General features: G+C 69.5%; 33 protein-coding genes and 1 pseudogene. 32 read left to right on the forward strand and 2 right to left on the reverse strand.

Annotation, left to right across the window (positions count from 1 at the left end; all coding sequences use genetic code 11):
• The first annotated feature begins 61 nt into the window (after positions 1-61).
• Together fusA and tuf are read left to right on the forward strand one after the other, a co-directional pair.
• On the forward strand, positions 62-2185 hold the full coding sequence (gene fusA / locus H7A72_RS02810; RefSeq protein ID WP_185221563.1) for an elongation factor G: 2124 nt from the start codon (positions 62-64) through the stop codon (positions 2183-2185).
• Between the two features lie 111 nt (positions 2186-2296).
• The gene (tuf, locus tag H7A72_RS02815) at positions 2297-3490 is read left to right on the forward strand and encodes an elongation factor Tu (protein ID WP_185221564.1); all 1194 of its coding nucleotides are present in this window, start codon (positions 2297-2299) and stop codon (positions 3488-3490) included.
• 73 nt (positions 3491-3563) lie between these two features.
• Here tuf and H7A72_RS02820 read toward each other — a convergent pair whose 3' ends face one another.
• The gene (locus H7A72_RS02820) at positions 3564-4226 is read right to left on the reverse strand and encodes a response regulator transcription factor (RefSeq protein ID WP_185221565.1); all 663 of its coding nucleotides are present in this window, start codon (positions 4224-4226) and stop codon (positions 3564-3566) included.
• A gap of 16 nt (positions 4227-4242) precedes the next feature.
• Here H7A72_RS02820 and H7A72_RS02825 point away from each other — a divergent pair, with 16 nt between their 5' ends.
• The 30 genes and pseudogenes from H7A72_RS02825 (at position 4243) to meaB (ending at position 24916) form a co-directional block, all read left to right on the forward strand.
• Positions 4243-4818 carry a response regulator transcription factor gene (locus H7A72_RS02825; RefSeq protein ID WP_185221566.1) on the forward strand — a complete coding sequence of 192 codons (576 nt, stop codon included), beginning with the start codon at positions 4243-4245 and terminating at the stop codon, positions 4816-4818.
• A 160-nt stretch (positions 4819-4978) separates the two neighbouring features.
• Entirely contained in the window at positions 4979-5500 is a 522-nt protein-coding gene (locus H7A72_RS02830; protein ID WP_185221567.1) for a hypothetical protein, read from the forward strand.
• Positions 5501-5632: 132 nt separating this feature from the next.
• Positions 5633-6727 carry a YihY/virulence factor BrkB family protein gene (locus H7A72_RS02835; RefSeq protein ID WP_185221568.1) on the forward strand — a complete coding sequence of 365 codons (1095 nt, stop codon included), beginning with the start codon at positions 5633-5635 and terminating at the stop codon, positions 6725-6727.
• A gap of 391 nt (positions 6728-7118) precedes the next feature.
• Positions 7119-7427 (forward strand): 30S ribosomal protein S10, encoded by a 309-nt coding sequence (rpsJ, locus tag H7A72_RS02840; RefSeq protein WP_007924661.1) that lies wholly within the window; start codon positions 7119-7121, stop codon positions 7425-7427.
• Positions 7428-7438: 11 nt separating this feature from the next.
• The gene (gene rplC / locus H7A72_RS02845) at positions 7439-8095 is read left to right on the forward strand and encodes a 50S ribosomal protein L3 (protein WP_084450019.1); all 657 of its coding nucleotides are present in this window, start codon (positions 7439-7441) and stop codon (positions 8093-8095) included.
• A gap of 1 nt (position 8096) precedes the next feature.
• Entirely contained in the window at positions 8097-8747 is a 651-nt protein-coding gene (gene rplD, locus H7A72_RS02850; RefSeq protein ID WP_185221569.1) for a 50S ribosomal protein L4, read from the forward strand.
• Positions 8744-9046: a 50S ribosomal protein L23 gene (gene rplW, locus H7A72_RS02855; protein WP_185221570.1), complete on the forward strand. Its 303-nt coding sequence runs from the start codon at positions 8744-8746 to the stop codon at positions 9044-9046. The genes rplD and rplW overlap by 4 nt, the downstream gene beginning before the upstream one ends.
• A gap of 19 nt (positions 9047-9065) precedes the next feature.
• Complete coding sequence (gene rplB, locus H7A72_RS02860; RefSeq protein WP_072623767.1) at positions 9066-9902, forward strand: 50S ribosomal protein L2; 837 nt, start codon at positions 9066-9068, stop codon at positions 9900-9902.
• Between the two features lie 15 nt (positions 9903-9917).
• Complete coding sequence (rpsS, locus tag H7A72_RS02865) at positions 9918-10199, forward strand: 30S ribosomal protein S19 (protein WP_007924678.1); 282 nt, start codon at positions 9918-9920, stop codon at positions 10197-10199.
• Positions 10199-10609 (forward strand): 50S ribosomal protein L22, encoded by a 411-nt coding sequence (rplV, locus tag H7A72_RS02870; protein ID WP_084450021.1) that lies wholly within the window; start codon positions 10199-10201, stop codon positions 10607-10609. Before rpsS ends, rplV begins: the two co-directional genes overlap by 1 nt.
• Entirely contained in the window at positions 10609-11427 is an 819-nt protein-coding gene (rpsC, locus tag H7A72_RS02875) for a 30S ribosomal protein S3 (RefSeq protein ID WP_072623769.1), read from the forward strand. The genes rplV and rpsC overlap by 1 nt, the downstream gene beginning before the upstream one ends.
• 1 nt (position 11428) lies before the next feature.
• On the forward strand, positions 11429-11848 hold the full coding sequence (gene rplP, locus H7A72_RS02880; RefSeq protein WP_072623770.1) for a 50S ribosomal protein L16: 420 nt from the start codon (positions 11429-11431) through the stop codon (positions 11846-11848).
• Positions 11848-12075 carry a 50S ribosomal protein L29 gene (gene rpmC / locus H7A72_RS02885; RefSeq protein WP_072623771.1) on the forward strand — a complete coding sequence of 76 codons (228 nt, stop codon included), beginning with the start codon at positions 11848-11850 and terminating at the stop codon, positions 12073-12075. Before rplP ends, rpmC begins: the two co-directional genes overlap by 1 nt.
• Before the next feature lie 23 nt (positions 12076-12098).
• Entirely contained in the window at positions 12099-12362 is a 264-nt protein-coding gene (gene rpsQ / locus H7A72_RS02890) for a 30S ribosomal protein S17 (RefSeq protein ID WP_370543554.1), read from the forward strand.
• A gap of 109 nt (positions 12363-12471) precedes the next feature.
• Entirely contained in the window at positions 12472-12840 is a 369-nt protein-coding gene (rplN, locus tag H7A72_RS02895) for a 50S ribosomal protein L14 (protein ID WP_068315433.1), read from the forward strand.
• Positions 12841-12843: 3 nt separating this feature from the next.
• Positions 12844-13182 (forward strand): 50S ribosomal protein L24, encoded by a 339-nt coding sequence (gene rplX, locus H7A72_RS02900; RefSeq protein ID WP_185221572.1) that lies wholly within the window; start codon positions 12844-12846, stop codon positions 13180-13182.
• A gap of 2 nt (positions 13183-13184) precedes the next feature.
• A complete protein-coding gene (rplE, locus tag H7A72_RS02905) occupies positions 13185-13757 on the forward strand; it encodes a 50S ribosomal protein L5 (RefSeq protein ID WP_072623774.1) in 573 nt (190 codons plus the stop codon).
• A 1-nt stretch (position 13758) separates the two neighbouring features.
• Positions 13759-13944: a type Z 30S ribosomal protein S14 gene (locus H7A72_RS02910; protein WP_007924699.1), complete on the forward strand. Its 186-nt coding sequence runs from the start codon at positions 13759-13761 to the stop codon at positions 13942-13944.
• Between the two features lie 121 nt (positions 13945-14065).
• Positions 14066-14464 (forward strand): 30S ribosomal protein S8, encoded by a 399-nt coding sequence (gene rpsH / locus H7A72_RS02915; protein ID WP_072623775.1) that lies wholly within the window; start codon positions 14066-14068, stop codon positions 14462-14464.
• 12 nt (positions 14465-14476) lie between these two features.
• A pseudogene (gene rplF / locus H7A72_RS02920) lies at positions 14477-15015 on the forward strand (50S ribosomal protein L6).
• 3 nt (positions 15016-15018) lie between these two features.
• A complete protein-coding gene (gene rplR / locus H7A72_RS02925) occupies positions 15019-15393 on the forward strand; it encodes a 50S ribosomal protein L18 (protein WP_072623777.1) in 375 nt (124 codons plus the stop codon).
• Between the two features lie 34 nt (positions 15394-15427).
• The gene (rpsE, locus tag H7A72_RS02930; RefSeq protein WP_072623778.1) at positions 15428-16093 is read left to right on the forward strand and encodes a 30S ribosomal protein S5; all 666 of its coding nucleotides are present in this window, start codon (positions 15428-15430) and stop codon (positions 16091-16093) included.
• Positions 16093-16275 (forward strand): 50S ribosomal protein L30, encoded by a 183-nt coding sequence (gene rpmD, locus H7A72_RS02935; protein WP_072623779.1) that lies wholly within the window; start codon positions 16093-16095, stop codon positions 16273-16275. The genes rpsE and rpmD overlap by 1 nt, the downstream gene beginning before the upstream one ends.
• Before the next feature lie 2 nt (positions 16276-16277).
• Complete coding sequence (gene rplO, locus H7A72_RS02940; protein ID WP_185221573.1) at positions 16278-16763, forward strand: 50S ribosomal protein L15; 486 nt, start codon at positions 16278-16280, stop codon at positions 16761-16763.
• Positions 16764-16965: 202 nt separating this feature from the next.
• Positions 16966-18288: a preprotein translocase subunit SecY gene (gene secY, locus H7A72_RS02945; RefSeq protein WP_072623781.1), complete on the forward strand. Its 1323-nt coding sequence runs from the start codon at positions 16966-16968 to the stop codon at positions 18286-18288.
• Positions 18288-18851 carry an adenylate kinase gene (locus tag H7A72_RS02950; protein WP_185221574.1) on the forward strand — a complete coding sequence of 188 codons (564 nt, stop codon included), beginning with the start codon at positions 18288-18290 and terminating at the stop codon, positions 18849-18851. Before secY ends, H7A72_RS02950 begins: the two co-directional genes overlap by 1 nt.
• A 3-nt stretch (positions 18852-18854) precedes the next feature.
• Positions 18855-19703 (forward strand): type I methionyl aminopeptidase, encoded by an 849-nt coding sequence (gene map, locus H7A72_RS02955; RefSeq protein WP_185221575.1) that lies wholly within the window; start codon positions 18855-18857, stop codon positions 19701-19703.
• Positions 19704-19855: 152 nt separating this feature from the next.
• Positions 19856-21721, forward strand: a complete 1866-nt coding sequence (locus H7A72_RS02960; protein WP_223277755.1) for a methylmalonyl-CoA mutase family protein — start codon at positions 19856-19858, stop codon at positions 21719-21721.
• Positions 21718-23928 carry a methylmalonyl-CoA mutase gene (gene scpA, locus H7A72_RS02965; protein WP_185221576.1) on the forward strand — a complete coding sequence of 737 codons (2211 nt, stop codon included), beginning with the start codon at positions 21718-21720 and terminating at the stop codon, positions 23926-23928. The genes H7A72_RS02960 and scpA overlap by 4 nt, the downstream gene beginning before the upstream one ends.
• Positions 23921-24916, forward strand: a complete 996-nt coding sequence (gene meaB / locus H7A72_RS02970) for a methylmalonyl Co-A mutase-associated GTPase MeaB (protein WP_185221577.1) — start codon at positions 23921-23923, stop codon at positions 24914-24916. Before scpA ends, meaB begins: the two co-directional genes overlap by 8 nt.
• Before the next feature lie 71 nt (positions 24917-24987).
• Here the strand turns inward: meaB and H7A72_RS02975 are convergent, their stop codons facing one another.
• Positions 24988-26496, reverse strand: a complete 1509-nt coding sequence (locus H7A72_RS02975; protein WP_185221578.1) for a CPBP family intramembrane glutamic endopeptidase — start codon at positions 26494-26496, stop codon at positions 24988-24990.
• Positions 26497-26545: the final 49 nt, after the last annotated feature.

Here is a 26545-nt window from a genome sequence, read left to right on the forward strand (position 1 = left end):
CCCCGACCACCACCGCCCTTCCCGGGCAGACACGACCGCAACGAGCGAGATGAGATAACGAGTGGCACAGGACGTCCTGACGGACCTCACCAAGGTCCGCAACATCGGCATCATGGCGCACATCGACGCCGGCAAGACGACGACGACTGAGCGCATCCTTTTCTACACCGGCGTCAACCACAAGCTGGGCGAGACGCACGACGGCGCCTCCACCACTGACTGGATGGAGCAGGAGAAGGAGCGCGGCATCACGATCACGTCCGCCGCGGTCACCTCCTTCTGGGACGACACCCAGATCAACATCATCGACACCCCGGGTCACGTCGACTTCACGGTCGAGGTCGAGCGCTCGCTGCGCGTCCTCGACGGTGCGGTCGCGGTCTTCGACGGCAAGGAGGGCGTCGAGCCCCAGTCCGAGACCGTGTGGCGCCAGGCGGACAAGTACGACGTCCCCCGCATCGCCTTCGTCAACAAGATGGACAAGCTCGGCGCGGACTTCTACTTCACCGTCGACACCATCAAGGACCGCCTCGGTGCGGAGCCGCTCGTCATGCAGCTGCCGATCGGCGCCGAGAACGACTTCATCGGTGTCGTCGACCTCGTGCACATGAAGGCCCTCGTGTGGCCCGGCGACGCCAAGGGTGACGTCACCCTGGGTGCCTCCTACGAGACCCGCGAGATCCCGGAGGACCTGCAGGCCAAGGCCGAGGAGTACCGCAACCACCTCGTCGAGCGCGTCGCCGAGTCCGACGACGAGCTCATGGAGAAGTACCTCGGTGGCGAGGACCTGACGGTCGAGGAGATCAAGGCCGGCGTGCGCAAGCTGACGGTCAACTCCGAGCTCTACCCGATCTTCTGCGGCTCGGCCTTCAAGAACCGTGGTGTCCAGCCCGTCCTCGACGCGGTCCGTGACTACCTGCCCAGCCCGCTCGACGTCGCGGCCATGGAGGGCCACGCCCCGGGCGACGAGGAGAAGGTCGTCCTGCGCAAGCCCAGCGTCGACGAGCCCTTCTCCGCGCTGGCCTTCAAGATCGCCGCGCACCCCTTCTTCGGCACGCTGACCTTCATCCGGGTCTACTCGGGCAAGATCACGCCGGGCACCCAGGTCGTCAACTCGACCAAGGGCAAGAAGGAGCGCCTCGGCAAGCTCTTCCAGATGCACGCCAACAAGGAGAACCCGGTCGAGGAGGCGATGGCGGGCCACATCTACGCCGTCATCGGCCTCAAGGAGACCACCACGGGTGACACCCTGAGCGACGTCAACGACCAGGTCATCCTCGAGTCGATGTCCTTCCCGGCCCCGGTCATCCAGGTGGCCATCGAGCCCAAGACCAAGGGCGACCAGGAAAAGCTGGGCACCGCGATCCAGAAGCTCGTCGCCGAGGACCCGACCTTCCAGGTCAGCCTCGACGAGGAGACCGGCCAGACGATCATCGCCGGCATGGGCGAGCTGCACCTCGACGTCTTCGTCGACCGGATGAAGCGCGAGTTCAAGGTCGAGGCCAACATCGGCAAGCCGCAGGTGGCCTACCGCGAGACGATCCGTCGCGCGGTGGAGAAGTACGACTACACGCACAAGAAGCAGACCGGTGGGTCCGGTCAGTTCGCCAAGGTGCAGATCACCTTCGAGCCGCTCGAGGCGTCCGAGGACACCGACGGCGAGCTCTACGAGTTCAAGAACGCCGTCACCGGTGGTCGCATCCCGCGTGAGTACATCCCGAGCGTCGACGCCGGTATCCAGGACGCCATGCAGTACGGCGTGCTCGCCGGCTACCCGGTCGTCGGTGTCAAGGCCACCCTCATCGACGGTGCCTACCACGACGTCGACTCCTCGGAGATGGCGTTCAAGATCGCCGGCTCGATGGCCTTCAAGGAGGCCGCCCGCAAGGCCGACCCGGTGCTCATGGAGCCGATGATGAAGGTCGAGGTGCGTACGCCCGAGGACTACATGGGCGACGTCATCGGCGACATCAACTCCCGCCGTGGGCAGATCCAGTCCATGGAGGACGTTAGCGGAGCCAAGGTCGTCACCGGCCTCGTCCCGCTGTCGGAGATGTTCGGCTATGTCGGCGACCTGCGGTCGAAGACCCAGGGCCGGGCCAACTACTCCATGGAGTTCGACTCCTACGCTGAGGTCCCCAAGGCGGTTGCCGAGGAGATCATCAAGAAGACCCGAGGCGAGTGACCGGTAGCATTACCGGGATCCCGACACGGACCAACCACACACACCCCACAAACGACGCCACCCTGCCGGGCAAAGGCGTAACCAAGAAGACGTCCTGAGGAGGACAACACAGTGGCGAAGGCAAAGTTCGAGCGGAGCAAGCCGCACGTCAACATCGGCACCATCGGTCACATCGACCATGGCAAGACGACGCTGACGGCCGCGATCTCCCGCGTGCTGCACGACAAGCTCCCCGACCTCAACGAGGCCTCGGCGTTCGACACGATCGACAAGGCCCCCGAGGAGAAGCAGCGCGGTATCACGATCTCGATCGCGCACATCGAGTACCAGACGGAGTCGCGTCACTACGCGCACGTCGACTGCCCGGGTCACGCCGACTACGTGAAGAACATGATCACCGGTGCGGCGCAGATGGACGGTGCGATCCTCGTCGTCGCCGCCACCGACGGCCCCATGCCGCAGACGAAGGAGCACGTCCTCCTGGCCCGCCAGGTCGGCGTCCCCTACATCGTCGTGGCCCTCAACAAGGCCGACATGGTCGACGACGAGGAGATCATGGAGCTCGTCGAGATGGAGGTCCGCGAGCTGCTGTCCTCCTACGAGTTCCCGGGCGACGACGTCCCGGTCGTCAAGGTCTCGGCGCTCAAGGCGCTCGAGGGCGACGCCAAGTGGGGCGAGTCGATCATGGAGCTCATGACGGCCGTCGACGAGTACATCCCCGAGCCGGAGCGTGACCTCGACAAGCCGTTCATGATGCCGGTCGAGGACGTCTTCACGATCACCGGTCGTGGCACCGTCGTCACCGGTCGTATCGAGCGCGGCATCCTCAACGTCAACGAGGAGGTCGAGATCGTCGGTATCCGCGAGGAGAAGACGACCACGACCGTCACGGGCATCGAGATGTTCCGCAAGCTGCTCGACGAGGGTCGCGCCGGTGAGAACGTCGGTCTGCTCCTGCGTGGCACCAAGCGCGAGGACGTCGAGCGCGGGCAGGTCATCTGCAAGCCGGGCTCGATCACCCCGCACACCGAGTTCGAGGCGCAGGTCTACATCCTGTCGAAGGAGGAGGGCGGCCGTCACACGCCGTTCTACGACTCCTACCGTCCGCAGTTCTACTTCCGGACCACCGACGTCACCGGCGTCGTCTCCCTGCCCGAGGGCACCGAGATGGTCATGCCCGGCGACAACACCGACATGAAGGTCGAGCTCATCCAGCCGATCGCCATGGAGGAGGGCCTGAAGTTCAACATCCGCGAGGGTGGCCGCACCGTCGGCGCCGGTCGCGTCACCAAGATCGTCAAGTGATCCTGGGCTGACCTCGAGTCAGCATCCACGCAGGGCCCGTCTCCCCGTCAGGGAAGGCGGGCCCTGCGTCGTGTCACGGCCGCCCTGAGTCGATCCACACCTGCGGGTCGTAGGTCCAGCCGTCGGCGACCAGCGCCGAGCGCAGCGCCGCCCGGTTGTTGGTCGCGTGGCCGGCGTCCCGGTAGCGAGCCCGCCCACGCTCGATGTGGCTGCGGACGGTCTCGGTGCGCAGGGCGAGCACCCGGGCCAGATGGGCGGGGGAGTGTCCGCGAGCGGCGACGAAGAGGGCGAGTACTTGCAGCTGGCGGTCGGTCAGCCGGACGTCGGGCGCCCCCGCCGGCTCGATCCGCGCGATGTCGGGTGTCCTGCCCGCGGCGATCGCGCGGATGGTGTCGGCGGTCGCGCCCAGACCCTGGGTCGGCTCGATCCACGCGGTCGCACCCTCGGCGCCTGCCCGGCGGGCGAAGGGGGAGTGCCGTCCCGGCCCGATGACGATTGGGTGGGAGCCGAGTCGACGCAGGGCGCGCACCTTGACGGCGAGCGGCAGGTGGTCGTCGAGCTGGGCGTCGACGACGACGTAGTCACCGGCGAAGTCCCACTCGCGCTGGAAGTCGACCCACGCGTGGACGGCCGTCGTCACCCGCAGCGGTTGGGGCCCGGACTGCAGCTCGCGGCGCAGCGCCGTCGTCACCACGGGAGAGGTGTGGACGAGGTCGATGCGGGTGGCGGTGGACATCGGGCACGATGCTCCCATGTCCCCCGAGCCGGTGGTCAGCGTCTGGTCGCGATGGCGGCTGCACGCGGATGCTGTGACCTCGGTCCTCGTCGCGGGCGGTCTCGACGCCCGGACCGTCGACGAAGGTGGTGACGTCGACGGACTTCTCGTCGCGGGTGTCCTGCTGCCCGACCTCCCTGATCTGCTCGAGCATCGTCGGGCGAAGGGCCGGCCGACGGTCGTGTGGGGTGGGGTCCTCCCTTCGCCACGCGTCGCGGCGGTGCGCGCGGCCGGGGCCGCGGCCTACGTCTCCATGCTCCGCCCCCCGCACGAGGTCGTCGACGTCGTCCGCCGCGTGCTCGCCGGGCAGGTCGTGCCGTGGCCGGCGCCGCCCGAGGCGATGACGCGGTTGACCCCGACGGAGCAGCACGTCGCCCGGGCCTATCTCGTCGAGTGGTCGGACCACCCGCGGGCGGACGTCGCGCGCCGACTCGGGATCAGCGAACGTACCCTCAAGGCGCATGTCGCCAACATCCGCGCCAAGGCGGGCCACCGGGGGACCGAGACCCGCGAAGGACTGCACCGCGCGCTCGTCGTGTCCGGGTGGCTCTAGTCCTTCTGGGTGCATTGGAGGTGGGGCCGCGGGAGTGTCCCTAGTCTCGCGCGTGGGTGCCTCGACAGGGAGTCGCTCGCCCGGGGGGAGGACCCTGGACCCGGCCGTGGCATCCGCGCGGCGCACCTGACCCGCGCCTGTCCGCAGAGAGAGCCCCGCCTTGTCCAAGGACATCACCACCGCCGGTCCGTCGCGCCGTCAGATCGCGAAGGGGGCCGCCTGGGCCGTCCCCGCCGTCACCGTCGCGGCCACCGCCCCCGCCCTCGCCGCCTCGCCGAACCCGGTGTGCACCGGCGATGACATCACTCTGGGCGTCGCCAACTGCAATCTCATCGGCCTCCTGTCGCCCGAGGCGAGTTTCACGATCACCGCTGGCCCCGACTGCTCCATCCCGGCGGGGACCCCGGTCTCGCTGACGGGTGGCGCGCTCGCTTCAATCGGTGTGCCTGCACTCGTGGAGCTCAACGCTGGCATCCTCACCTTCGGCTCCGACATCAGCACTGCGACGCTCCAGAACGAAATTCCGGCAGGGCAGACGGTGCCCGTCAGGGTCTTCCCGGCCGGGCTGAACATCAACGTCCTCGGGACCTACACGATGACGGTCCTGGGCGAGTCGGCAAACTTCACCCTCGCGGCTGGTGCTGGACCACTGCTGAGCGTCTGCAGCTCGCCCAACGACTGAGCGAACCACTGGCCCCTCGCGCCCATCGCCCGTCGGGGCGGTGGGCGCGTTGGCGTGTGACAACGGGAGGTCAGGCCCCCTTCGGCCTAAGGTGGTGACGACCGCTGCACCCGACCACGGAGACCACGCCACATGGCCACCGACGAGAGCACCACGACCGAGGACCTCGCCCCTGAGGAGGAGGGCCTCGACGAGGTGGCCAAGCCGACCCTGCGCCAGATGAAGAAGCGCAGCTGGGTCTTCGCCTTCAAGCGGGCGATCAAGGAGTTCAGCGCCGACGGGTGCACCGACCTGGCCGCCGCGCTCACCTACTTCGCGGTGCTGTCGATCTTCCCCGGGCTGCTGGCGCTCGTCTCGATCATCGGTCTCGTGGGCGACCCCGACGAGACGAAGAAGACCCTCCTCGACGTCATCGGCCAGCTGGGCCAGGACAACGTCGTCGACATCCTCGAGGGCCCGATCGACCAGATGGTCAACTCCAGCGGCGCCGGCCTCGGACTCGTCGTCGGTATCGCCGGTGCGCTGTGGTCGGCCTCGGGGTACGTCGGGGCCTTCGGCCGGGCGCTCAACAAGATCTACGACGTCCCCGAGGGGCGGGGCTTCATCAAGCTGCGGCCCATGCAGCTCGCGGTCACCGCGGTGCTGCTCGTCCTCGCCGCCGCCACGATCATGTCGGTCGCCGTCAGCGGCGACCTGGCCCGGGCCATCGGCAACACCATCGGCCTCGGCGATGCCGCGGTGACCACGTGGAACCTCGCCAAGTGGCCGGTCATCATGCTCGTCGTCACCTTCATGGTCGGCCTGCTCTACTGGGCCACGCCCAACGTCAAGCAGCCGAGGTTCCGCTGGCTCAGCCCCGGTGCGGCCGTCGCGATCGTCGTGGCGATCATCGCGTCCGTCGCCTTCGGCTTCTACGTCTCCAACTTCGGCTCCTACAACGCGACCTACGGCTCGCTGGCCGGCGTCATCGTCTTCCTGCTGTGGCTGTGGATCCTCAACAACGTCCTGCTCCTCGGTGCCGAGGTCGACTCCGAGATCGAGCGCTCCCGCCAGCTGCAGGCCGGCATGGCGGCCGAGGAGGAGCTGCTCCTCCCGCTGCGTGACACGACGAAGTCCGACGCTGCCGAGGAGGCCGAGGAGGCCGTGCGCGAGGAGGCCCGCTCCCTGCGCATCGACGGGCTGCGCGACCAGGGTCGCTCGACCGCAGACCTGGCCGACCAGGACTGACTCGGTCGCCCGAGAGGGCCCTCGCCGACCGCTCCGGAGAGCCGCGGCCGGGGCTGTCAAGCACCGCCCCGGCCCGATTTGGTCTGAGCCAGCAGGCTCTGGCACACTGTTCAGGTTGCTTGTTGTGCGGTGACGCCGCGATCGGACTTTGCCCCGGTCGCCAGGTGCCATCGCCCTCCCGATGACAACGCATCGAACCGCCTGAGGCGGGGCGACACATCGGACACGAAGCACGATCCGGTTCGACCGGGTCGACGACCAGATCGCACGACCTGCCCTTCGGCACGTCGTCGCGTCGCGGAGCGGGTGCGACACACCCGACCGCGTGGGTCGGAGGCCAGGCCGACCGACACAGACCAAGGCAAGACGGCGAGAGAGAGACGGACACAAGATGGCGGGACAGAAGATCCGCATCCGGTTGAAGTCGTATGACCACGAGGTCATCGACAACTCGGCGCGGAAGATCGTCGACACCGTGACCCGTGCCGGCGCGACGGTGGTGGGCCCCGTGCCGCTGCCCACGGAGAAGAACGTGTTCTGCGTCATCCGGTCGCCCCACAAGTACAAGGACAGCCGCGAGCACTTCGAGATGCGCACCCACAAGCGCCTCATCGACATCATCGACCCGACGCCCAAGGCCGTCGACTCGCTGATGCGTCTCGACCTCCCGGCTGACGTCAACATCGAGATCAAGCTCTGAGGCTGAACGAGATGACTACCACTGCCACCAAGACCGTCAAGGGCGTGCTCGGCGAGAAGCTCGGCATGACGCAGGTCTGGGACGAGGACAACCGCCTCGTGCCCGTGACCGTCATCCAGGCCGGCCCGTGCGTCGTCACCCAGGTCCGCAACGCGGAGACCGACGGGTACGACGCCGTCCAGATCGCCTACGGCGCCATCGACCCCCGCAAGGTCAACCAGCCCAAGAGCGGCCACTTCGCCAAGGCCGGCGTGACCCCGCGCCGTCACCTCGTCGAGCTGCGCACCGCCGACGCCTCCGAGTACTCCCTGGGTCAGGAGGTGACCGTCGAGCTGTTCGAGTCCGGGCAGGCCATCGACGTCACCGGCACGACCAAGGGCAAGGGCTTCGCCGGTGTCATGAAGCGCCACGGCTTCGCCGGTGTCAGCGCCTCGCACGGTGCGCACCGCAACCACCGCAAGCCCGGCTCGATCGGTGGCTGCGCCACCCCGGGTCGCGTCTTCAAGGGCATGCGCATGGCCGGCCGCATGGGCGGCGTGCGCCAGACCACCCAGAACCTCACGATCCACGCCGTGGACGCCGACAAGGGTCTGCTGCTCGTCAAGGGCGCCGTCCCCGGCCCCCGCGGCGGCGTCGTCCTCGTCCGCACCGCGGTGAAGGGAGCCTGACGTGCCGACCATCGACATCATCAGCCCGCAGGGCGCTGCCAACGGCACCGTCGAGCTGCCCGCCGAGATCTTCGACGTGCAGGTCAACGTCCCGCTGATCCACCAGGTCGTCGTCGCCCAGCTCGCCGCCGCGCGCCAGGGCACCCACGCGACCAAGACCCGCGGCAACGTCCGCGGTGGTGGCCGCAAGCCCTACCGCCAGAAGGGCACCGGCCGCGCCCGCCAGGGTTCGACCCGGGCGCCGCAGTTCGCCGGCGGTGGCACCGTCCACGGCCCGCAGCCGCGTGACTACGCGCAGCGCACCCCCAAGAAGATGAAGGCCGCCGCCCTGCGCGGTGCCCTCTCCGACCGGGCGCGTCACGGCCGCATCCACGTGCTCAGCGCGCTGGTCGACGGGGACACCCCCTCCACCAAGAACGTCGCGAACGTCCTCGGTGGCCTGAGCGAGCGCAAGAACCTGCTCGTCGTCATCGAGCGCGACAACGACACCGCGTGGAAGTCGGTGCGCAACCTCGCCGACGTGCACGTCCTGGCTGCTGACCAGCTCAACACCTACGACGTGCTGTGCGCCGACGACGTCGTCTTCACCCAGGCGGCTCTCGAGGCCTTCCTCGCCGGGCCCGCGCCCAAGACCGAGGAGGACAGCAAGTGACTGCGTCCCAGCTCAAGGACCCGCGCGACATCCTGATCCGTCCCGTCGTGTCGGAGAAGTCGTACGGCCTGCTCGACGAGGGGAAGTACACCTTCATCGTCGACCCGCGGGCCAACAAGACCGAGATCAAGATCGCCGTCGAGCAGATCTTCGGCGTCAAGGTCGACTCCGTGCACACGATGAACCGTGTCGGCAAGGCCCGACGCACGCGGTTCGGCACCGGTAAGCGCAAGGACACGAAGCGCGCGATCGTCACCCTCCGCGAGGGCACGATCGACATCTTCGGCGGCCAGGGCTGACGGAGAGGACAAGGACAACATGGGAATCCGTAAGTACAAGCCGACCACCCCGGGTCGTCGCGGCAGCTCCGTCGCCGACTTCGTCGAGGTGACGCGCTCCACGCCGGAGAAGTCGCTCGTTCGCCCGCTCACCAAGTCCGGTGGCCGCAACGCCTCCGGTCGCATCACCACCCGTCACATCGGTGGTGGCCACAAGCGCGCCTACCGCGTCATCGACTTCCGTCGCCACGACAAGGACGGCATCCCGGCGAAGGTCGCTCACATCGAGTACGACCCCAACCGCACCGCCCGCATCGCGCTGCTGCACTACGCCGACGGCGAGAAGCGCTACATTCTGGCGCCGAACAAGCTGACGCAGGGCACGGTCATCGAGAACGGCCCCTCGGCCGACATCAAGCCGGGCAACAACCTGCCGCTGCGCAACATCCCGACCGGTACGACGATCCACGCCGTGGAGCTGCGTCCGGGTGGGGGAGCGAAGCTCGCTCGTTCCGCCGGCACCAGCATCCAGCTGCTGGGCAAGGAGGGTCCCTACGCGACCCTGCGCATGCCCTCCGGTGAGATCCGTCGCGTCGACGTGCGCTGCCGCGCCACCGTCGGCGAGGTCGGCAACGCCGAGCAGTCGAACATCAACTGGGGCAAGGCCGGCCGCATGCGGTGGAAGGGCAAGCGCCCGACCGTCCGTGGTGTCGTGATGAACCCCGTGGACCACCCGCACGGTGGTGGCGAGGGCCGGACCTCCGGTGGCCGTCACCCCGTCTCGCCCTGGGGCAAGCCCGAGGGCCGTACCCGGCGTCCCGGCAAGGCGAGCGACAAGCTCATCGTCCGTCGCCGCCGCACCGGCAAGAAGCGCTGATAGGAGCCTTTGGACATGCCTCGTAGTTTGAAGAAGGGCCCCTTCATCGACGACCACCTTCAGAAGAAGGTCGACGTCCAGAACGAAGCGGGCACCAAGAACGTCATCAAGACCTGGTCGCGCCGTTCGGTGATCTCGCCGGACATGCTCGGCCACACCTTCGCCGTGCACGACGGCCGCAAGCACGTCCCGGTGTTCGTCACCGAGGCGATGGTCGGTCACAAGCTCGGCGAGTTCGCACCGACCCGCACCTTCCGCGGTCACGTGAAGGACGACAAGAAGGGACGTCGTCGCTGATGCCTGCCACCGAGACCACCGAGCAGGAGACGCTGGTCGCCCGCGCCTCCGCCCGCCACGTGCGGGTCACGCCGCAGAAGGCGCGTCGCATCGTCGACATGATCCGCGGCAAGGACACCCAGACCGCGATCGCGACCCTGCAGTTCGCCCCCCAGGGTGCGGCCGAGCCGACCCTCAAGGTCCTGCAGAGCGCCATCGCCAACCTGCGCGTCAAGGCCGACGAGGCCGGGGAGCCCTTCGACGAGCGCAACCTCGTCATCTCCTCCGCCTTCGTCGACGAGGGCCCCACGATGAAGCGCTTCCGTCCGCGGGCCCAGGGCCGCGCCGGTCGGATCAACAAGCGCACCAGCCACATCACCGTCCTCGTGACGAGCAAGCCTGAGAAGGCCGCGAAGGGAGGGACCCGCTGATGGGTCAGAAGATCAACCCGCACGGCTTCCGTCTGGGCATCACCACCGACCACAAGAGCCGCTGGTTCGCCGACTCCAACAAGGAGGGTCAGCGCTACCGCGACTACGTCAAGGAAGACGTCGCGATCCGCAAGCTCATGTCCACGGGCATGGAGCGCGCCGGCATCGCCCGCGTCGAGATCGAGCGCACCCGTGACCGCGTGCGTGTGGACATCCACACCGCGCGCCCGGGCATCGTCATCGGTCGCCGTGGCGCCGAGGCCGACCGCATCCGCGGCGAGCTCGAGAAGCTCACCGGCAAGCAGGTCCAGCTGAACATCCTCGAGGTCAAGAACCCCGAGATCGAGGCCCAGCTCGTCGCCCAGGGCATCGCCGAGCAGCTCGCTGCCCGCGTGACCTTCCGCCGCGCCATGCGCAAGGGGATGCAGTCCTCCCTTCGCGCCGGTGCCAAGGGCATCCGGATCCAGTGCTCCGGTCGCCTCGGTGGCGCCGAGATGTCGCGCTCGGAGTTCTACCGCGAGGGCCGCGTGCCCCTGCACACGCTCCGCGCCAACATCGACTACGGCTTCTACGAGGCCCGCACGACCTTCGGCCGCATCGGCGTCAAGGTCTGGATCTACAAGGGCGACATGACCGAGAAGGAGTTCGCGGCCCAGCAGGCGACCGCTGCTCCCCGTGGTCGTGGCCCGCGTCGCGACCGCGACGACCGTCCCGCCCGCGCCCGCCGCGGCGACCGCAACGAGGGTCAGGCCCAGGCCGCCGCCCCCGCTGAGGCTCCCGCTGCCGAGGCCCCGGCCAAGACCGAGGGAGAGTCCTGAGATGTTGATCCCCCGACGGGTCAAGCACCGCAAGCAGCACCACCCCAAGCGCTCCGGCATGGCGAAGGGCGGCACCGCCGTCTCCTTCGGTGACTACGGCCTCCAGGCTCTCGAGCCGGCCTACGTCACCAACCGCCAGATCGAGGCGGCTCGTATCGCCATGACGCGCTACATGAAGCGTGGCGGCAAGGTCTGGATCAACATCTACCCGGACCGCCCGCTCACCAAGAAGCCGGCTGAGACCCGCATGGGTTCCGGTAAGGGCTCGCCCGAGTGGTGGGTCGCCAACGTCAAGCCGGGCCGGATCATGTTCGAGATCTCCGGTGTGGACGAGACCGTCGCACGCGAGGCCATGCGCCTGGCGATGCACAAGCTGCCGATGAAGTGCCGCTTCGTCGTGCGTGAGGGTGGTGTCAACTGATGGCAGTCGGATCCAAGGACCTGACCCCGGCCGAGCTGCGTGAGCTGACCGACGACCGCCTGGTCGACGAGCTGCGCAAGGCCAAGGAGGAGCTGTTCAACCTCCGCTTCCAGTCGGCCACCGGCCAGCTGGAGAACCACGGCCGCCTCCGCGCGGTCCGCAAGGACATCGCTCGGATCTACACGGAGATGCGTGAGCGCGAGCTCGGGATCGGAGCGTCGAAGTGAGTGAGAACGTGAAGGATGAGACCGTGACCACCTCCGAGCGCAACGACCGCAAGACGCGCCGCGGCTACGTCGTCAGCGACAAGATGGACAAGACCGTCGTCGTCGAGGTCGAGGACCGCGTCAAGCACGCGCTCTACGGCAAGGTCATGCGCAAGACCTCCAAGGTCAAGGCGCACGACGAGGACAACACCGCCGGCGTCGGCGACCACGTCCTCATCATGGAGACGCGACCGCTGTCGGCCAACAAGCGCTGGCGCATCGTCGAGATCCTCGAGAAGGCCAAGTAAGGCCACCCCGGACGCGAAGGGGGCACCGCCCCCTTCGCACCGGCATAGACCACATCAGTTCGGCCAGGCTCGCCGCGAGCGAGAACCAGCTCGACGACAGGAGTGAGAAGTGATCCAGCAGGAGTCGCGACTGCGCGTCGCCGACAACACCGGTGCCAAGGAGATCCTGTGCATCCGTGTGCTCGGTGGCTCCGGCCGCCGGTACGCCGGCGTCGGCGACACCATCGTCGCCACCGTCAAGGACGCCATCCCCGGTGGCAACGTCAAGAAGGGTGACGTCGTCAAGGCCGTCATCGTCCGCACCACCAAGGAGCGTCGTCGTAACGACGGTTCCTACATCAAGTTCGACGAGAACGCCGCCGTCATCCTCAAGGCCGACGGCGAGCCGCGCGGGACGCGCATCTTCGGCCCGGTCGGTCGCGAGCTGCGCGACAAGAAGTTCATGAAGATCGTCTCGCTCGCACCGGAGGTGATCTGATCCATGGCCAAGCTCAAGATCAAGAAGGGCGACCTCGTCCAGGTGCTGTCCGGCAAGGACAAGGACCTGCAGGGCAAGGTCATCTCGGTCAACACCGAGACCGAGCGCGTCGTGGTCGAGGGTGTCCAGCGGGTCACCCGCCACACCAAGGCCGGCTTCGGCGGCCAGGCCGGTGGCCTGGTCGTGTCCGAGGCGTCGATCCACGTGAGCAACGTGGCGATCGTCGACCCGGAGGACAACAAGCCGACCCGCATCAAGACCCGCGTCGAGACCGTCGAGCGTGACGGTCGCACCAAGGCGAGCCGCACCCGCGTCGCGGGCCGCTCGGGCAAGGACCTCTGAGCATGACTGACACCATCGAGACCACCGTCGAGGCCCCGCGCCTCAAGGGCAAGTACAGCGACCAGGTCGTGCCCGCGCTGCAGGAGCAGTTCGGCTACGGCAACGCGATGCAGGTCCCCCGCGTCGTCAAGGTCGTCGTCAACATGGGCGTCGGTGACGCCGCCAAGGACAGCAAGCTCATCGAGGGCGCGATCCGCGACCTGACCGCCATCACCGGTCAGAAGCCGCAGGTCACCAAGGCCCGCAAGTCCATCGCGCAGTTCAAGCTGCGCGAGGGCATGCCGATCGGCTGCCACGTCACGCTGCGCGGCGCCCGCATGTGGGAGTTCCTCGACCGCCTCACGGCGATCGCGCTGCCCCGTATCCGCGACTTCCGTGGCCTGAACCCCAAGCAGTTCGACGGCAACGGCAACTACACCTTCGGTCTGACCGAGCAGTCGATGTTCCACGAGATCGACCAGGACAAGATCGATCGCGTCCGCGGCATGGACATCACCGTGGTCACGACCGCGACGAACGACGACGAGGGCCGCGCGCTGCTCAAGCAGCTGGGCTTCCCCTTCAAGGAGAACTGACATGGCGAAGACCGCCCTGATCAACAAGGCGAACAAGAAGCCGAAGTTCAAGGTCCGCGGGTACACGCGGTGCCAGCGCTGCGGCCGGCCGCACTCGGTCTACCGCAAGTTCGGCCTGTGCCGCGTGTGCCTTCGGGAGATGGCCCACCGCGGCGAGCTCCCCGGCGTCACCAAGTCCTCCTGGTAATCGCCCGGAGCCACCAGCTCGCTTTGCTCGCGCAGAACCCTGCAGCGGGCCACCACGTTTCAACACCACGACACCGAAGGTCCCCAGGGGAAACCGCGGTGAGAAGGGGCAGGCAGAGCCCATGACCATGACCGACCCGATCGCGGACATGCTGACCCGCGTCCGGAACGCCAACTCGGCGCACCACGACGCTGTCTCCATGCCGTACTCCAAGCTCAAGTCGCACATCGCGGAGATCCTCCAGGCCGAGGGTTTCATCGCGGGGTGGGAGGTCGAGGAGGCGACCGTCGGCAAGACGCTGACGATCAACCTCAAGTACGGCCCCAACCGTGAGCGTTCCATCGCGGGCGTGCGCCGGGTGTCCAAGCCCGGTCTGCGTGTCTACGCGAAGTCCACCAACCTGCCGAAGGTGCTCGGCGGCCTGGGCGTGGCGATCATCTCCACGTCCTCCGGCCTTCTCACCGACAAGCAGGCCGCAACCAAGGGTGTGGGCGGGGAAGTCCTCGCCTACGTCTGGTAAGGGGAAGCAGACATGTCGCGAATCGGACGACTCCCCGGTCGCCATCCCCAGCGGTGTCGACATCGCCATCGAGGGCCAGACCGTCAAGGTCAAGGGCCCCAAGGGCGAGCTGCAGGTCAACGTGACCGAGCCGATCACGGTCGAGAAGACCGAGGCCGGCGTCGAGGTCAAGCGTCCCGACGACGAGCGCGAGTCGCGCTCGCTCCACGGCCTGACCCGCAGCCTCATCAACAACATGGTCGTCGGTGTCACCGAGGGCTACGAGAAGAAGCTCGAGATCCACGGCACGGGTTACCGCGTGCAGAACAAGGGCGGTTCGCTCGAGTTCGCGCTCGGGTACAGCCACCCGATCGTCATCGAGGCCCCCCGAGGGGATCAGCTTCAACGTCGAGAACCCCACGCGCTTCAGCGTCCAGGGCATCGACAAGCAGCTCGTCGGCGAGACCGCTGCCAACATCCGCAAGCTCCGCCGCCCCGACCCGTACAAGGGCAAGGGTGTCCGGTACGAGGGCGAGCACATCCGTCGCAAGGTCGGAAAGGCTGGTAAGTAACCCATGGCCAAGATCGTCAAGCGTGCCAAGGGCAAGAGCGCCGCTCGCGGGCGTCGCCACCTGCGCCTGCGCAAGAAGGTCACCGGCACCGCGGCGCGTCCGCGGCTGGTGGTCACCCGCAGCAGCCGTCACGTCTTCGTCCAGGTCGTCGACGACACGGTCGGCAAGACCGTCGCGTCCGCGTCGACCATGGAGGCCGACGTGCGTGCGCTCGAGGCCGACAAGACCGAGCGGGCCAAGAAGGTCGGTGAGCTCGTCGCCGAGCGCGCCAAGTCCGCTGGTGTCGAGGCCGTGGTCTTCGACCGCGGTGGCAACCGCTACCACGGTCGCGTCGCCGCGATCGCGGACGGCGCCCGCGAAGGGGGTCTGACGCTGTGATGCAGACCCAGAACGTCGAGAAGAGGAACATCTGATGCCCGGACCCCAGCGTCGAGGCGCCGGTGCCGCAGGCACCAACGAGCGCTCCAACAACGACCGTCGTGACAACCGCGGCGGTGGCCGTGACCGTCGTGACGGTGGCCGTGACCGCAACGAGAGCCAGTTCCTCGAGCGCGTCGTGACCATCAACCGTGTCGCCAAGGTCGTCAAGGGTGGTCGCCGCTTCAGCTTCACCGCCCTCGTCGTCGTCGGTGACGGTGACGGCACCGTCGGTGTCGGCTACGGCAAGGCCAAGGAGGTCCCGGCCGCGATCGCCAAGGGTGTCGAGGAGGCGAAGAAGAACTTCTTCACCGTCCCGCGCATCCAGGGCACGATCCCGCACCCCATCCAGGGTGAGGCCGCGGCCGGTGTCGTCATGCTGCGCCCCGCCAGCCCCGGTACCGGTGTCATCGCCGGTGGCCCGGTGCGTGCGGTCCTCGAGTGCGCCGGCATCCACGACGTGCTGTCCAAGAGCCTCGGCTCGGACAACGCGATCAACATCGTCCACGCGACGGTCGAGGCCCTGCGTGGTCTCGAGCGTCCGGAGGCCGTCGCGGCTCGCCGCGGTCTGCCCCTGGACGAGGTCGCCCCGGCTGCCATGCTGCGCGCCCAGGCTGCTGGCCGCGCCGAGGCCGCCGAGAAGGCAAAGGCGGGTGCGTGATGGCTCAGCTCAAGGTGACCCAGACCCGTTCCGAGATCGGTGGCAAGCAGAACCAGCGCGACACCCTGCGCAGCCTCGGTCTGAAGCGCATCGGCGACGTCGTCGTCAAGGAGGACCGCCCGGAGATCCGTGGCATGGTCCAGACGGTTCGCCACCTGGTGACCGTCGAGGAGGTTGACTGATCATGGCTGACTCCAAGGCCACCCCGAACCCGGAGCAGGGCTCGACCCACGCGCTCAAGGTGCACCACCTGCGTCCGGCCCCCGGCGCCAAGACCGCGAAGACCCGTGTGGGTCGCGGTGAGGGCTCCAAGGGCAAGACCGCCGGCCGCGGTACCAAGGGCACCAAGGCCCGGTACCAGGTGCCGGAGCGCTTCGAGGGCGGTCAGACGCCGCTGCACATGCGTCTGCCGAAGCTCCGTGGCTTCAAGAACCCCTTCAAGACCGAGTACCAGGTCGTGAACCTCGACCGCATCTCCACCCTCTTCCCCGAGGGCGGCAGCGTGGGCGTCGAGGAGCTCGTGGCCAAGGGTGCCGTCCGTGGCGGACACCCGGTCAAGGTCCTCGGGTCCGGCGAGATCACGGTGAAGGTCGACCTCACGGTCGACGCCTTCTCCGCGAGCGCCAAGGACAAGATCGAGGCGGCTGGCGGCAGCATCACCGCTCGCTGACCCCCTTCGGTCCACCGTGTCGAGGCCGTCCCGATCCCGGGGCGGCCTCGACGCGTCTCCCGGCCCCCTGTGACGAAGGGGGACGCGGGTCACGTCGCGATCTCGCAGTCGCGACAGGTATCGTCTGACAGGTTGCCCGCCGCCGGCGGGCTCCTGCCTGCAGCTCACATCTGCACCCCGGCACCGTCCTGGAGGAACCCACGTGCTCTCCGTCTTCACCCGGGCGTTCAAGACGCCCGACCTGCGGCGCAAGCTGCTCTTCACGCTGGGCATCATCGTGCTCTTCCGCCTCGGCTCCCACGTGCCGACGCCCAACGTCAACTACACCGCGGTGCAGGACTGCATCGCCGGTGCGCGTGACGACGCGGGCAACAACTTCCTCGGGATGGCCAACCTCTTCAGCGGTGGCGCCCTGCTCCAGCTGTCGATCTTCGCGCTGGGGATCATGCCCTACATCACCGCGAGCATCATCGTGCAGCTGCTCACGGTCGTCATCCCCCGCTTCGAGCAGCTGAAGAAGGAGGGGCAGCAGGGCCAGGCGAAGATGACGCAGTACACGCGCTACCTGACGATCGCCCTCGCCGTGCTGCAGTCGGCCACCTTCATCACCTTCGCGCGCAACCCCGCGAGTCTGTTCAACAACGCCGAGTGCGGGCCGATCCTCTACCGCGACTCGATGTTCTCGATCATCCTCATGGTCCTCACGATGACCGCCGGTACGGGCCTGATCATGTGGCTCGGCGAGCTCGTCACGGACAAGGGCGTCGGCAACGGCATGTCCCTGCTGATCTTCACCTCGATCACCGCGACCTTCCCCGGGTCGCTGTGGGCGATCCAGCAGCGCGACGGCCGCTGGGACATCTTCTTCCTCGTCATCGCCATCGGCCTGGTCATCATCGCCGCGGTCGTCTTCGTCGAGCAGAGCCAACGCCGCATCCCGGTGCAGTACGCCAAGAAGATGGTCGGCCGGCAGATGTACGGCGGCACCTCGACGTACATCCCGATCAAGGTCAACATGGCCAACGTCATCCCGGTGATCTTCGCCAGCTCGATGCTCGCGCTGCCGCAGATGATCGCGCAGTTCCAGACCGACCCGACGGGTGACAACCCGGCCTGGGTCGACTGGATCAACACCTATCTCGTCACGGGTGACCACCCGATCTACATGGCGGTCTTCACCGCGATGATCCTCTTCTTCACCTTCTTCTACGTCTCGATCACCTTCAACCCGACCGAGGTGGCCGACAACATGAAGAAGTACGGGGGCTTCATCCCCGGTATCCGCGCCGGGCGACCCACGGCCGAATACCTCCAGTACGTGCTCACCCGGATCACCGTGCCGGGCGCCATCTACCTCGCTCTGGTCTCGTTGATCCCGCTCATCGCCCTCGTGCTCGTCGGGGCCAACCAGAACTTCCCCTTCGGCGGTACCTCTATCCTCATCATGGTTGGGGTCGGTCTGGAGACGGTGAAGCAGATCGAGTCCCAGCTCCAGCAACGCCACTACGAAGGATTCCTCCGCTGATGCGTCTGATCATTTTGGGTCCCCCCGGTGCCGGCAAGGGCACGCAGGCCGGCCGGATCGCCGAGCACTACGGCATCCCCGCGATCTCCACGGGTGACATCTTCCGCGCCAACATCAAGAACGAGACCGAGCTCGGTCTCCAGGTCAAGGAGATCCTCGCCTCCGGCGGATACGTCTCGGACGACATCACCAACGCGATCGTCGAGGACCGGCTGGCCCAGGACGACGCCGCCCCCGGCTTCCTCCTCGACGGCTACCCGCGCACGACGGCCCAGGTCACGGCGCTCGACGCCATGCTGGCCAAGACCGACCACTCGATCGACAAGGTGCTCGAGCTCGTCGTCGACGACGAGGTCGTCGTCCAGCGCCTGCTCAAGCGCGCCGAGCTCGAGGGTCGCGTCGACGACACCGAGGAGGTCATCCGCGAGCGGATGACCATCTACCACCGCGAGACCAAGCCGCTGTCCGACGCCTACGGCGAGCGCAACCTGCTCGTGCAGGTCGACGGCGAGGGCGAGGTCGACGAGGTCGCCGAGCGCATCGTCGCCGCCTTGGGCGCCTGACCCGTGTCCCTCTTCGGCCGTGAGCGGATCCGCCCGCGCACCCCGGACCAGATCCGGGCGATGCGCGTGGCGGGTCTGCTCACCGGCCGCACCCTGGAGATGCTGCGCGGCGAGGTCCGCGCCGGCGTCACCACCGGGCAGCTCGACGCCCTCGCCGAGGACTTCATCCGCAGCGGCGGGGGAGTGCCCAACTTCCAGCTCGTCCCCGGCTACGTCAACACGTTGTGCACGTCGGTCAACGACGAGATCGTCCACGGCATCCCGGGCGACCGGGTGCTGCGCGACGGCGACCTGCTGAGCATCGACTGCGGCGCCGAGGTCGACGGCTGGAACGGCGACAGCGCCATCACCCTCGTCGTCGGCGGTGACGACGCCGGTGACCCGGCCGCGGTCCGGCTCAACGACGTCACCCGGCGCTCCCTCTGGGCGGGGCTCGCCGCCCTTCGTCCCGACGGCGACCTCAACGACATCGGTGGCGCGGTCGAGGACTCGATCACCGACGATGCCCGCGACGACGGCGTCGACTACGGGATCGTCCAGGACTACACGGGCCACGCCATCGGCGAGCACATGCACCTGCCGCCCAATGTGCCCAACTACCGCGAGCCCGGGCGTCGGCCGCGCACGCCCGTCGGCACGACCTTGGCCATCGAGCCGATGGTCACCCTCGGCGACCAGGCCAACCACGTCCTGCCCGACGAGTGGACCGTCGCCACCGACGACGGCGCCGTCGCCAGCCACTGGGAGCACACCGTCGCGCTCACCGAGCGCGGCCTGTGGGTGCTCACCGCCCTCGACGGCGGCGAGGCCGAGCTCACCGCGCGAGGCGCCCCCTTCGGCCCGCTGGACTGAGCCGTCCCTCCGGCCTCCTCAGGGAGCGGAGCGGTGTGGCCCACGCGACGCTGGACACTCCCTTCGCCCCGGCGGGTCGGTCGGTAGGGTGCGAGACCAGTCATGTCCGACGCCGTGACGACGCGGCCGGGTCGATGAGGAGCGTTTCGAGGATGACCCTTCCCCCTGCACGCGACGACGTCATGGGACTGGCCGAGGGCTTCGCCCCGGTGGCCCCGGACGCGTGGGCCGACCTGGCCGCCGCCGTGGTCAACAAGTCGCGCCCCGACGACCGCAAGGTCGACGGCGCCGGCGCCCGCGAGGCCCTCGCGAGCCACCTGCCCGGCGGCGTCGACATCGAGCCGATCTACTGGCCGCAGCCCGGTGCCGCCCTCGGCCTGCCGGGTGCGATGCCCTTCACCCGTGGCCGTGGCCCGCGCAACCCCGACCTGCCGTGGGACGTGCGCCAGCTGCACGACGACCCCGACGCCGCCGCGAGCCGCGCGGCCGTGCTCGACGACCTCGAGCGTGGCGTGAGCTCGGTGTGGCTGCACGTCGGCGCCGACGGCATCGCCCCCGGTGACGTCGCCGAGGTCCTCACCGACGTCATGGTCGACCTCGCCCCCGTCGTCGTCAGCTCCACCGACGACCAGACCGCCGCGGCGGCCGCGCTCGTCGCCGCCTGGGAGGCGAAGGGGGTCGACCCCGCCGTGGTCCGCGGCAGCCTCGGGCACGACCCCATCGGTCGCGTCGCCACCGTCGGCGGCTCGGCCGACCTGACCCCGCTCGCCGAGGCCGTCGCCACGTGCACCGACCGCTTCACCGGGGTGCGCGCCATCACCGTCGACACCCGGGTCCACCACGACGCCGGCGCGAGCGACCAGGACGAGATCGCGCTCGCCCTGGCCACCGCCCTCGACTACGTCCGGCACCTCGCCGAGGCGGGCGTCGAGCCGGCCGAGGCCTTCCGCCGGATCGACTTCCGCGTCGCCGCGACCGCCGACCAGTTCACGACCATCGCCAAGCTGCGCGCCCTGCGCCGCACCTGGGCGCGCGTCGGTGAGGTGCTCGAGGTCCCCGAGGCCGACCGCGGCGCGTGGGTGCACGCCGTCACCTCGTGGCGCATGCAGACGCGCACCGACCCGTGGGTCAACATCCTGCGCGACACCATCGCCTGCTTCGCGGCCGCCGCCGGTGGCGCCGACGCGATCACCGTGCTGCCCTACGACCACGCACTCGGCCTGCCGACCGCCTTCTCCCGCAGGGTCGCCCGCAACACCCAGTCCCTGCTGTCGTCGGAGTCCAACATCGCCCGGGTCGCCGACCCGGCCGGTGGCTCGGCCTACGTCGAGTCGCTCACCGACGACCTCGCCCGCGCGGCGTGGACGTGGTTCGGGCAGCTCGACGCCGCCGGGGGAGCGGCCGCCGCCCTGGCCGCGGGCACCGTCGCCGAGCGTCTGGCCGCGACGAGCGCCGAGCGCGACGCCGCGCTGGCCACGCGGGCGCTGCCGATCACCGGCACCTCGACCTTCCCGCTGGCCGGCGAGACCCTGCTGAGCCGCACGCCGCGCACCGAGCCCACCGGTGGCCTGCCCCGCCGTCGCGACGCCGAGATCTTCGAGGCGCTGCGCGAGCGGACGGCCGGCGGGGACGTCAGCGTGCCGGTGCTGGCCCTGGGGCCGGCGCGCGAGCACACGGCGCGGTTGACCTTCGTCACCAACCTCCTCGGCGTCGCGGGCATCCGCCCCGAGGTCATCGAGGTCGACGGTCCCGACGCCGACCTGACCGCGGCCCAGGGTTCGCCCGCCGCGATCATCGCCTCGTCCGCCGCGGGCTACTCGGCCCACGCCGAGGCGAGCGTGGCCTCCCTTCGCTCCGCCGGCGTCGGCCGGGTCCTCGTCGCCGGCAAGGCCGCCGAGCTCGGCGACACCACCGTCGACGGCGAGGTCCGCGACGGCATCAATATCGTGGACTTCCTCGCAGAACTTCTTGATCTCCTCGGCGCCCCGAGCGCCCCGCAGGCAGGAGCAGACGCATGAGCGCGCAGATCCCCAGCTTCGACACCGTCGACCTCGGCGACGGAGCCCCGTCCGCCGACGCCGCCGAGCGCTGGCAGCAGGCTCTCGACGCCACCCCCGGTGCGGCCGACGGCTGGGAGACCCCGGAAAAGATCGAGGTCGCCCCGGTCTACACCGAGGCCGACACCGCCGACCTCGACTTCCTCGAGACCGCCCCCGGCGCGGCCCCCTTCCTCCGCGGGCCCTACCCGACGATGTACGTCAACCAGCCGTGGACGATCCGGCAGTACGCCGGCTTCTCGACCGCCGAGGAGTCCAATGCCTTCTACCGGCGCAACCTCGCGGCCGGGCAGAAGGGCCTGTCGGTCGCCTTCGACCTGGCCACCCACCGCGGCTACGACAGCGACCACCCGCGCGTGTCCGGCGACGTCGGCATGGCCGGTGTCGCCATCGACTCGATCTACGACATGCGCACCCTCTTCGACGGGATCCCGCTGGACCGGATGAGCGTGTCGATGACGATGAACGGCGCGGTCCTGCCGGTCCTCGCGCTCTACGTCGTCGCGGCCGAGGAGCAGGGGGTGAGCCCGGAGCAGCTGAGCGGCACCATCCAAAATGACATCCTCAAGGAGTTCATGGTCCGCAACACCTACATCTACCCGCCGGCTCCCTCGATGCGGATCATCTCCGACATCTTCGCCTTCACCAGCCAGCGGATGCCGCGCTTCAACTCGATCTCGATCTCCGGCTACCACATGCAGGAGGCCGGGGCGACGCAGGACCTCGAGCTCGGCTACACGCTCGCCGACGGCATCGAGTACATCCGGGCGGGCAAGGCCGCGGGCATGGACGTCGACGCCTTCGCGCCCCGGCTGTCCTTCTTCTGGGCCATCGGCATGAACTTCTACATGGAGGTGGCCAAGCTGCGCGCGGCCCGCCTGCTGTGGGCGCGCCTGGTCAAGGAGAACTTCGAGCCGGGCAATGCCAAGTCGCTGTCGCTGCGCACCCACTCGCAGACCTCCGGCTGGAGCCTCACTGCCCAGGACGTCCACAACAACGTCGTGCGCACCTGCGTCGAGGCGATGGCCTCCACCCAAGGCCACACGCAGAGCCTGCACACCAACGCGCTCGACGAGGCGATCGCGCTGCCGACGGACTTCTCCGCGCGCATCGCCCGCAACACCCAGCTGGTCCTCCAGCAGGAGTCGGGCACGACGCGCGTCATCGACCCGTGGGGCGGCAGCGCCTACGTCGAGCGCCTGACGCACGACCTCGCGCAGCGGGCCTGGGCCCACATCGAGGAGGTCGAGGCCGCCGGCGGCATGGCCAAGGCCATCGAGGCCGGCATCCCCAAGATGCGCATCGAGGAGGCGGCCGCCCGCACCCAGGCGCGCATCGACTCCGGCCAGCAGCCGGTCATCGGCGTCAACACCTACCCGGTCACCGAGAGCACCGCCGACGAGGCCATCGAGATCCTCAAGGTCGACAACGCCGCGGTCCGCGCCTCGCAGATCGCCAAGCTCGAGCGGCTGCGTGCCGAGCGTGACGAAGGGGAGACCCGCGCCGCCCTCGCAGCCCTCACCGAGGCGGCCCGGGCCGACGGCGGCACCATGGAGACCAACCTGCTCGCGCTCGCGATCGACGCGGCCCGGGCCAAGGCGACCGTCGGCGAGATCTCGTCCGCGCTCGAGGAGGTCTACGGCCGCTACACCGCGCAGATCCGTACGATCTCGGGTGTGTACCGGGACGAGGCTGGCAAGGGTGGCGCCGTGGACGAGGTCCTGGCCAAGGTCGACGACTTCGAGCAGGCCGAGGGGCGCCGCCCCCGCATCCTCGTCGCCAAGATGGGCCAGGACGGCCACGACCGCGGCCAGAAGGTCATCGCGACCGCCTTCGCCGACCTCGGCTTCGACGTCGACGTGGGCCCGCTCTTCCAGACCCCCGGCGAGGTGGCCCGTCAGGCCGTCGAGGGCGACGTGCACGTCGTCGGGGTGTCGTCGCTGGCCGCGGGTCACCTGACCCTCGTGCCGGCGCTGCGCCAGGAGCTCGACGCCCTCGGCCGCGAGGACCTGATGATCGTCGTGGGTGGCGTCATCCCCGATCAGGACTTCGACGAGCTGCGTGCCGCCGGTGCCGACGACATCTACCCGCCGGGCACGGTCATCGCCGAGGCGGCCGGCCGTCTCGTCGACCGCCTGCGGGAGCGGGCCGCCGGCACCGATGCCTGAGTCGGTCGCCGACCTCGCCCGGGGGGTGCGGGAGCGCTCGCGCGCCCACATCGCCCGGGCGATCACGCTCGTGGAGTCCTCGCGCCCGGACCACCGGGAGCGGGCTCGCGAGCTGCTCGCGCTCATCGCGCCCGACACCGGGCAGGGCATGCGCGTGGGCATCTCGGGCATCCCGGGGGCCGGCAAGTCGACCTTCATCGACGCGCTCGGCACCCGGCTCATCGAGCGCGGTCACCGGGTCGCCGTCGTCGCCGTCGACCCGAGCAGCTCCCGCACCGGCGGGTCGGTCCTCGGTGACCGCACCCGGATGGCGCAGCTGACGGCGAGCGAGGATGCCTTCGTGCGGCCGTCGCCGTCGGGCGCGCACCTCGGTGGGGTCGCCCGCGCCACCCGTGAGGGGATGCTCGTGCTCGAGGCCGCGGGCTTCGACGTCGTGCTCGTCGAGACCGTGGGCGTCGGTCAGTCCGAGGTCGCGGTCGCCGAGATGGTCGACACCTTCCTCCTGCTCGCGCTCGCCCGCGGCGGTGACCAGCTGCAGGGCATCAAGCGCGGCATCCTCGAGATGGCCGACGTCATCGCGGTCAACAAGGCCGACGGTGAGCACGCCGGCGACGCGCGGGTCGCCGCCCGGGAGCTCTCCGGCGCGATGCGCCTGATGAACTCCGACCCCGACGCCCGTCGCCCTCCCGTGCTCACCTGCAGCGCGCAGACCGGCGACGGTCTCGACGACGTGTGGGCTGCGGTGCTCGAGCACCGCGAGTGGCTCGAGGAGCAGGGCTCGCTGCACGCCCGCCGGGCCGAGCAGCAGCGTGAGTGGATGTGGGCGATGGTCGACGCCGAGCTGCGGGATGCCGTGCGGCGCTCGCCGCAGGTGCGCGAGCTGCTCGCCGAGATCACCCCCGGCGTGCGCACCGGTGAGGTGAGCGCCGTCGACGGTGCCGCCCGCATCATCGCGGCCTTCTCGAGCGACCTGGCCGCACGACCTTGAGGAATGCGGCCCCGGGTCGCACGACCTTAAGGAAATGCGAACCCCGGTCGCACGACCTTTAGAAATGCGGTCTACCGGGGGTCGGGGGAGAGGGCCGGGCGGCCGAAGCCCTTGGGGGCCACGCCGGCCCGTCGCGCCAGCCACAGCAGGATCGCCGTCATGACGAAGGTCGCCGCGACCCCGAGGCCACCCGAGGCGGCGGTGCTCGTCGTCTCCTCGGTGACGTAGGCGTCGGACAGGCCGCCGAGCATCGTCAGGCCGAGGATGATCACGAGGTTGTTGACGACGTGCAGCACGATGGCGGCCTCGAGGCCGCCCGTGCGCCACGTGAGGTAGCAGCAGGCGACCGCCATGCCGCCGAGGTCGAGCAGCACCCACGGGTCGAGCGAGGTGTGCGCCAGGGCGAAGGTCGCCGCGGACAGCACGGTGCCGACGACGAGGGCGACGACCGGCCGCTTGATCCATGCGCCGACGCCCTGGAGGATCCCGCCGCGGAAGGCGACCTCCTCGCCGGCCGACTGCAGCGGCGTGGTGAGCAGGGTGATGACGAGCAGCCAGGGCCAGTGGGCGGGCCGCTCGGTGGGCTGCTCGCCGGAGAGCACCCAGGCCGCGGCGAGGTAGCCGCCCCACACGACGAGGGTGACGGCCGAGGCGATGGTCAGCCAGCGCCAGCGGATGCGCCCGGCGACCGACCACAGCCGGCCCATCGGCCGCCAGTGGCCGACCCGGGTCGCGACGAGCGTTGCGGGGATGAGCGCGGCGAGGGTGAGGTTGCTGATGAGCATCGTCACCGGGTCGGCGGGGTCGATGTCGGCGGTGCTGCCGCCGCTCTCGAGCAGCGAGGGGTCGAGGACGAACCACGCGATGCTCAGGGCCATCGCGAGGACGAACCACGTGGCGATGCCCGCCCCCAGCGCGAGGAAGGGGCGCCACCAGCGGTAGCCGGCCGTGCGCATCTGGTGCACGTAGCTGCGCGGCTCGTCGTCGGGCAGCGGCGTGAGCGAGGAGCCGGTGGTCGGCGCGACCGCGGGGGCGTGGCGGCTGGCGGCGCGCTGGCGGGCCGCCGCGACGAGGTCGAGGGCCAGCGGGTGGACCCCGTCGGCGGTCGCGGCGGGGAAGTCGGTGAGCGTGGCGAAGGGGGATCCCCCCGCGGTGACGACGGCGGGCTCGGCGCCCCGGTGGGCCTGCGCGAACCAGATCGTCCCCGGGGCGGCGACGTAGTCGCGCCCGGGACGGGCGGAGCCGGTGTGCGTCGGCAGGTCGACCGGAGCCTCGCCGCCGATGGCCGCCAGGCGGCTGCCGGGGGAGGGGGTGAGGCTCCCCCCTTCGTCCGGGCGAAGGGGGCCGAGGACCGGAACGCCGAGCTGCAGGGCCCAGCCGGTCGTCGTGTCGTGGGTCGTCGCCGGTGCCTGCGCCGGCGGCGCGAGGAGCCAGACGCCGTCGACGTCGGGTGTCAGGGCGGCCCCTGCGGGCAGCCACCGTACGCTCGCGTCGGGGGCCAGTGCGGCCACCGCCCGGGCGACGAAGGGGGCGTCCGGCCAGTCCGGCGCGCCGACGAGTGCGATGGTCAGGCCGGTCATGGCCGCAGCCTACGTGGCCGGGCCGCGCACCACGCGGGGTGCGCGGCCC

The organism is Janibacter sp. YB324, assembly GCF_014217915.1.
In the GTDB taxonomy this organism is placed as follows: Bacteria; Actinomycetota; Actinomycetes; order Actinomycetales; family Dermatophilaceae; genus Janibacter; species Janibacter indicus.

Coding starts and splice junctions, on each gene's coding strand:
- H7A72_RS02820 (WP_185221565.1), bottom strand. CDS start 4,226: ATGTCCACCGCCACCCGCATCGACCTCGTCCACACCTCTCCCGTGGTG.
- H7A72_RS02825 (WP_185221566.1), top strand. CDS start 4,243: ATGTCCCCCGAGCCGGTGGTCAGCGTCTGGTCGCGATGGCGGCTGCAC.
- H7A72_RS02835 (WP_185221568.1), top strand. CDS start 5,633: ATGGCCACCGACGAGAGCACCACGACCGAGGACCTCGCCCCTGAGGAG.
- rpsJ (WP_007924661.1), top strand. CDS start 7,119: ATGGCGGGACAGAAGATCCGCATCCGGTTGAAGTCGTATGACCACGAG.
- rplC (WP_084450019.1), top strand. CDS start 7,439: ATGACTACCACTGCCACCAAGACCGTCAAGGGCGTGCTCGGCGAGAAG.
- rplB (WP_072623767.1), top strand. CDS start 9,066: ATGGGAATCCGTAAGTACAAGCCGACCACCCCGGGTCGTCGCGGCAGC.
- rpsS (WP_007924678.1), top strand. CDS start 9,918: ATGCCTCGTAGTTTGAAGAAGGGCCCCTTCATCGACGACCACCTTCAG.
- rplV (WP_084450021.1), top strand. CDS start 10,199: ATGCCTGCCACCGAGACCACCGAGCAGGAGACGCTGGTCGCCCGCGCC.
- rpsC (WP_072623769.1), top strand. CDS start 10,609: ATGGGTCAGAAGATCAACCCGCACGGCTTCCGTCTGGGCATCACCACC.
- rplP (WP_072623770.1), top strand. CDS start 11,429: ATGTTGATCCCCCGACGGGTCAAGCACCGCAAGCAGCACCACCCCAAG.
- rpmC (WP_072623771.1), top strand. CDS start 11,848: ATGGCAGTCGGATCCAAGGACCTGACCCCGGCCGAGCTGCGTGAGCTG.
- rplX (WP_185221572.1), top strand. CDS start 12,844: ATGGCCAAGCTCAAGATCAAGAAGGGCGACCTCGTCCAGGTGCTGTCC.
- rplE (WP_072623774.1), top strand. CDS start 13,185: ATGACTGACACCATCGAGACCACCGTCGAGGCCCCGCGCCTCAAGGGC.
- H7A72_RS02910 (WP_007924699.1), top strand. CDS start 13,759: ATGGCGAAGACCGCCCTGATCAACAAGGCGAACAAGAAGCCGAAGTTC.
- rpsH (WP_072623775.1), top strand. CDS start 14,066: ATGACCATGACCGACCCGATCGCGGACATGCTGACCCGCGTCCGGAAC.
- rplR (WP_072623777.1), top strand. CDS start 15,019: ATGGCCAAGATCGTCAAGCGTGCCAAGGGCAAGAGCGCCGCTCGCGGG.
- rpsE (WP_072623778.1), top strand. CDS start 15,428: ATGCCCGGACCCCAGCGTCGAGGCGCCGGTGCCGCAGGCACCAACGAG.
- rpmD (WP_072623779.1), top strand. CDS start 16,093: ATGGCTCAGCTCAAGGTGACCCAGACCCGTTCCGAGATCGGTGGCAAG.
- rplO (WP_185221573.1), top strand. CDS start 16,278: ATGGCTGACTCCAAGGCCACCCCGAACCCGGAGCAGGGCTCGACCCAC.
- H7A72_RS02950 (WP_185221574.1), top strand. CDS start 18,288: ATGCGTCTGATCATTTTGGGTCCCCCCGGTGCCGGCAAGGGCACGCAG.
- H7A72_RS02960 (WP_223277755.1), top strand. CDS start 19,856: ATGACCCTTCCCCCTGCACGCGACGACGTCATGGGACTGGCCGAGGGC.
- scpA (WP_185221576.1), top strand. CDS start 21,718: ATGAGCGCGCAGATCCCCAGCTTCGACACCGTCGACCTCGGCGACGGA.
- meaB (WP_185221577.1), top strand. CDS start 23,921: ATGCCTGAGTCGGTCGCCGACCTCGCCCGGGGGGTGCGGGAGCGCTCG.
- H7A72_RS02975 (WP_185221578.1), bottom strand. CDS start 26,496: ATGACCGGCCTGACCATCGCACTCGTCGGCGCGCCGGACTGGCCGGAC.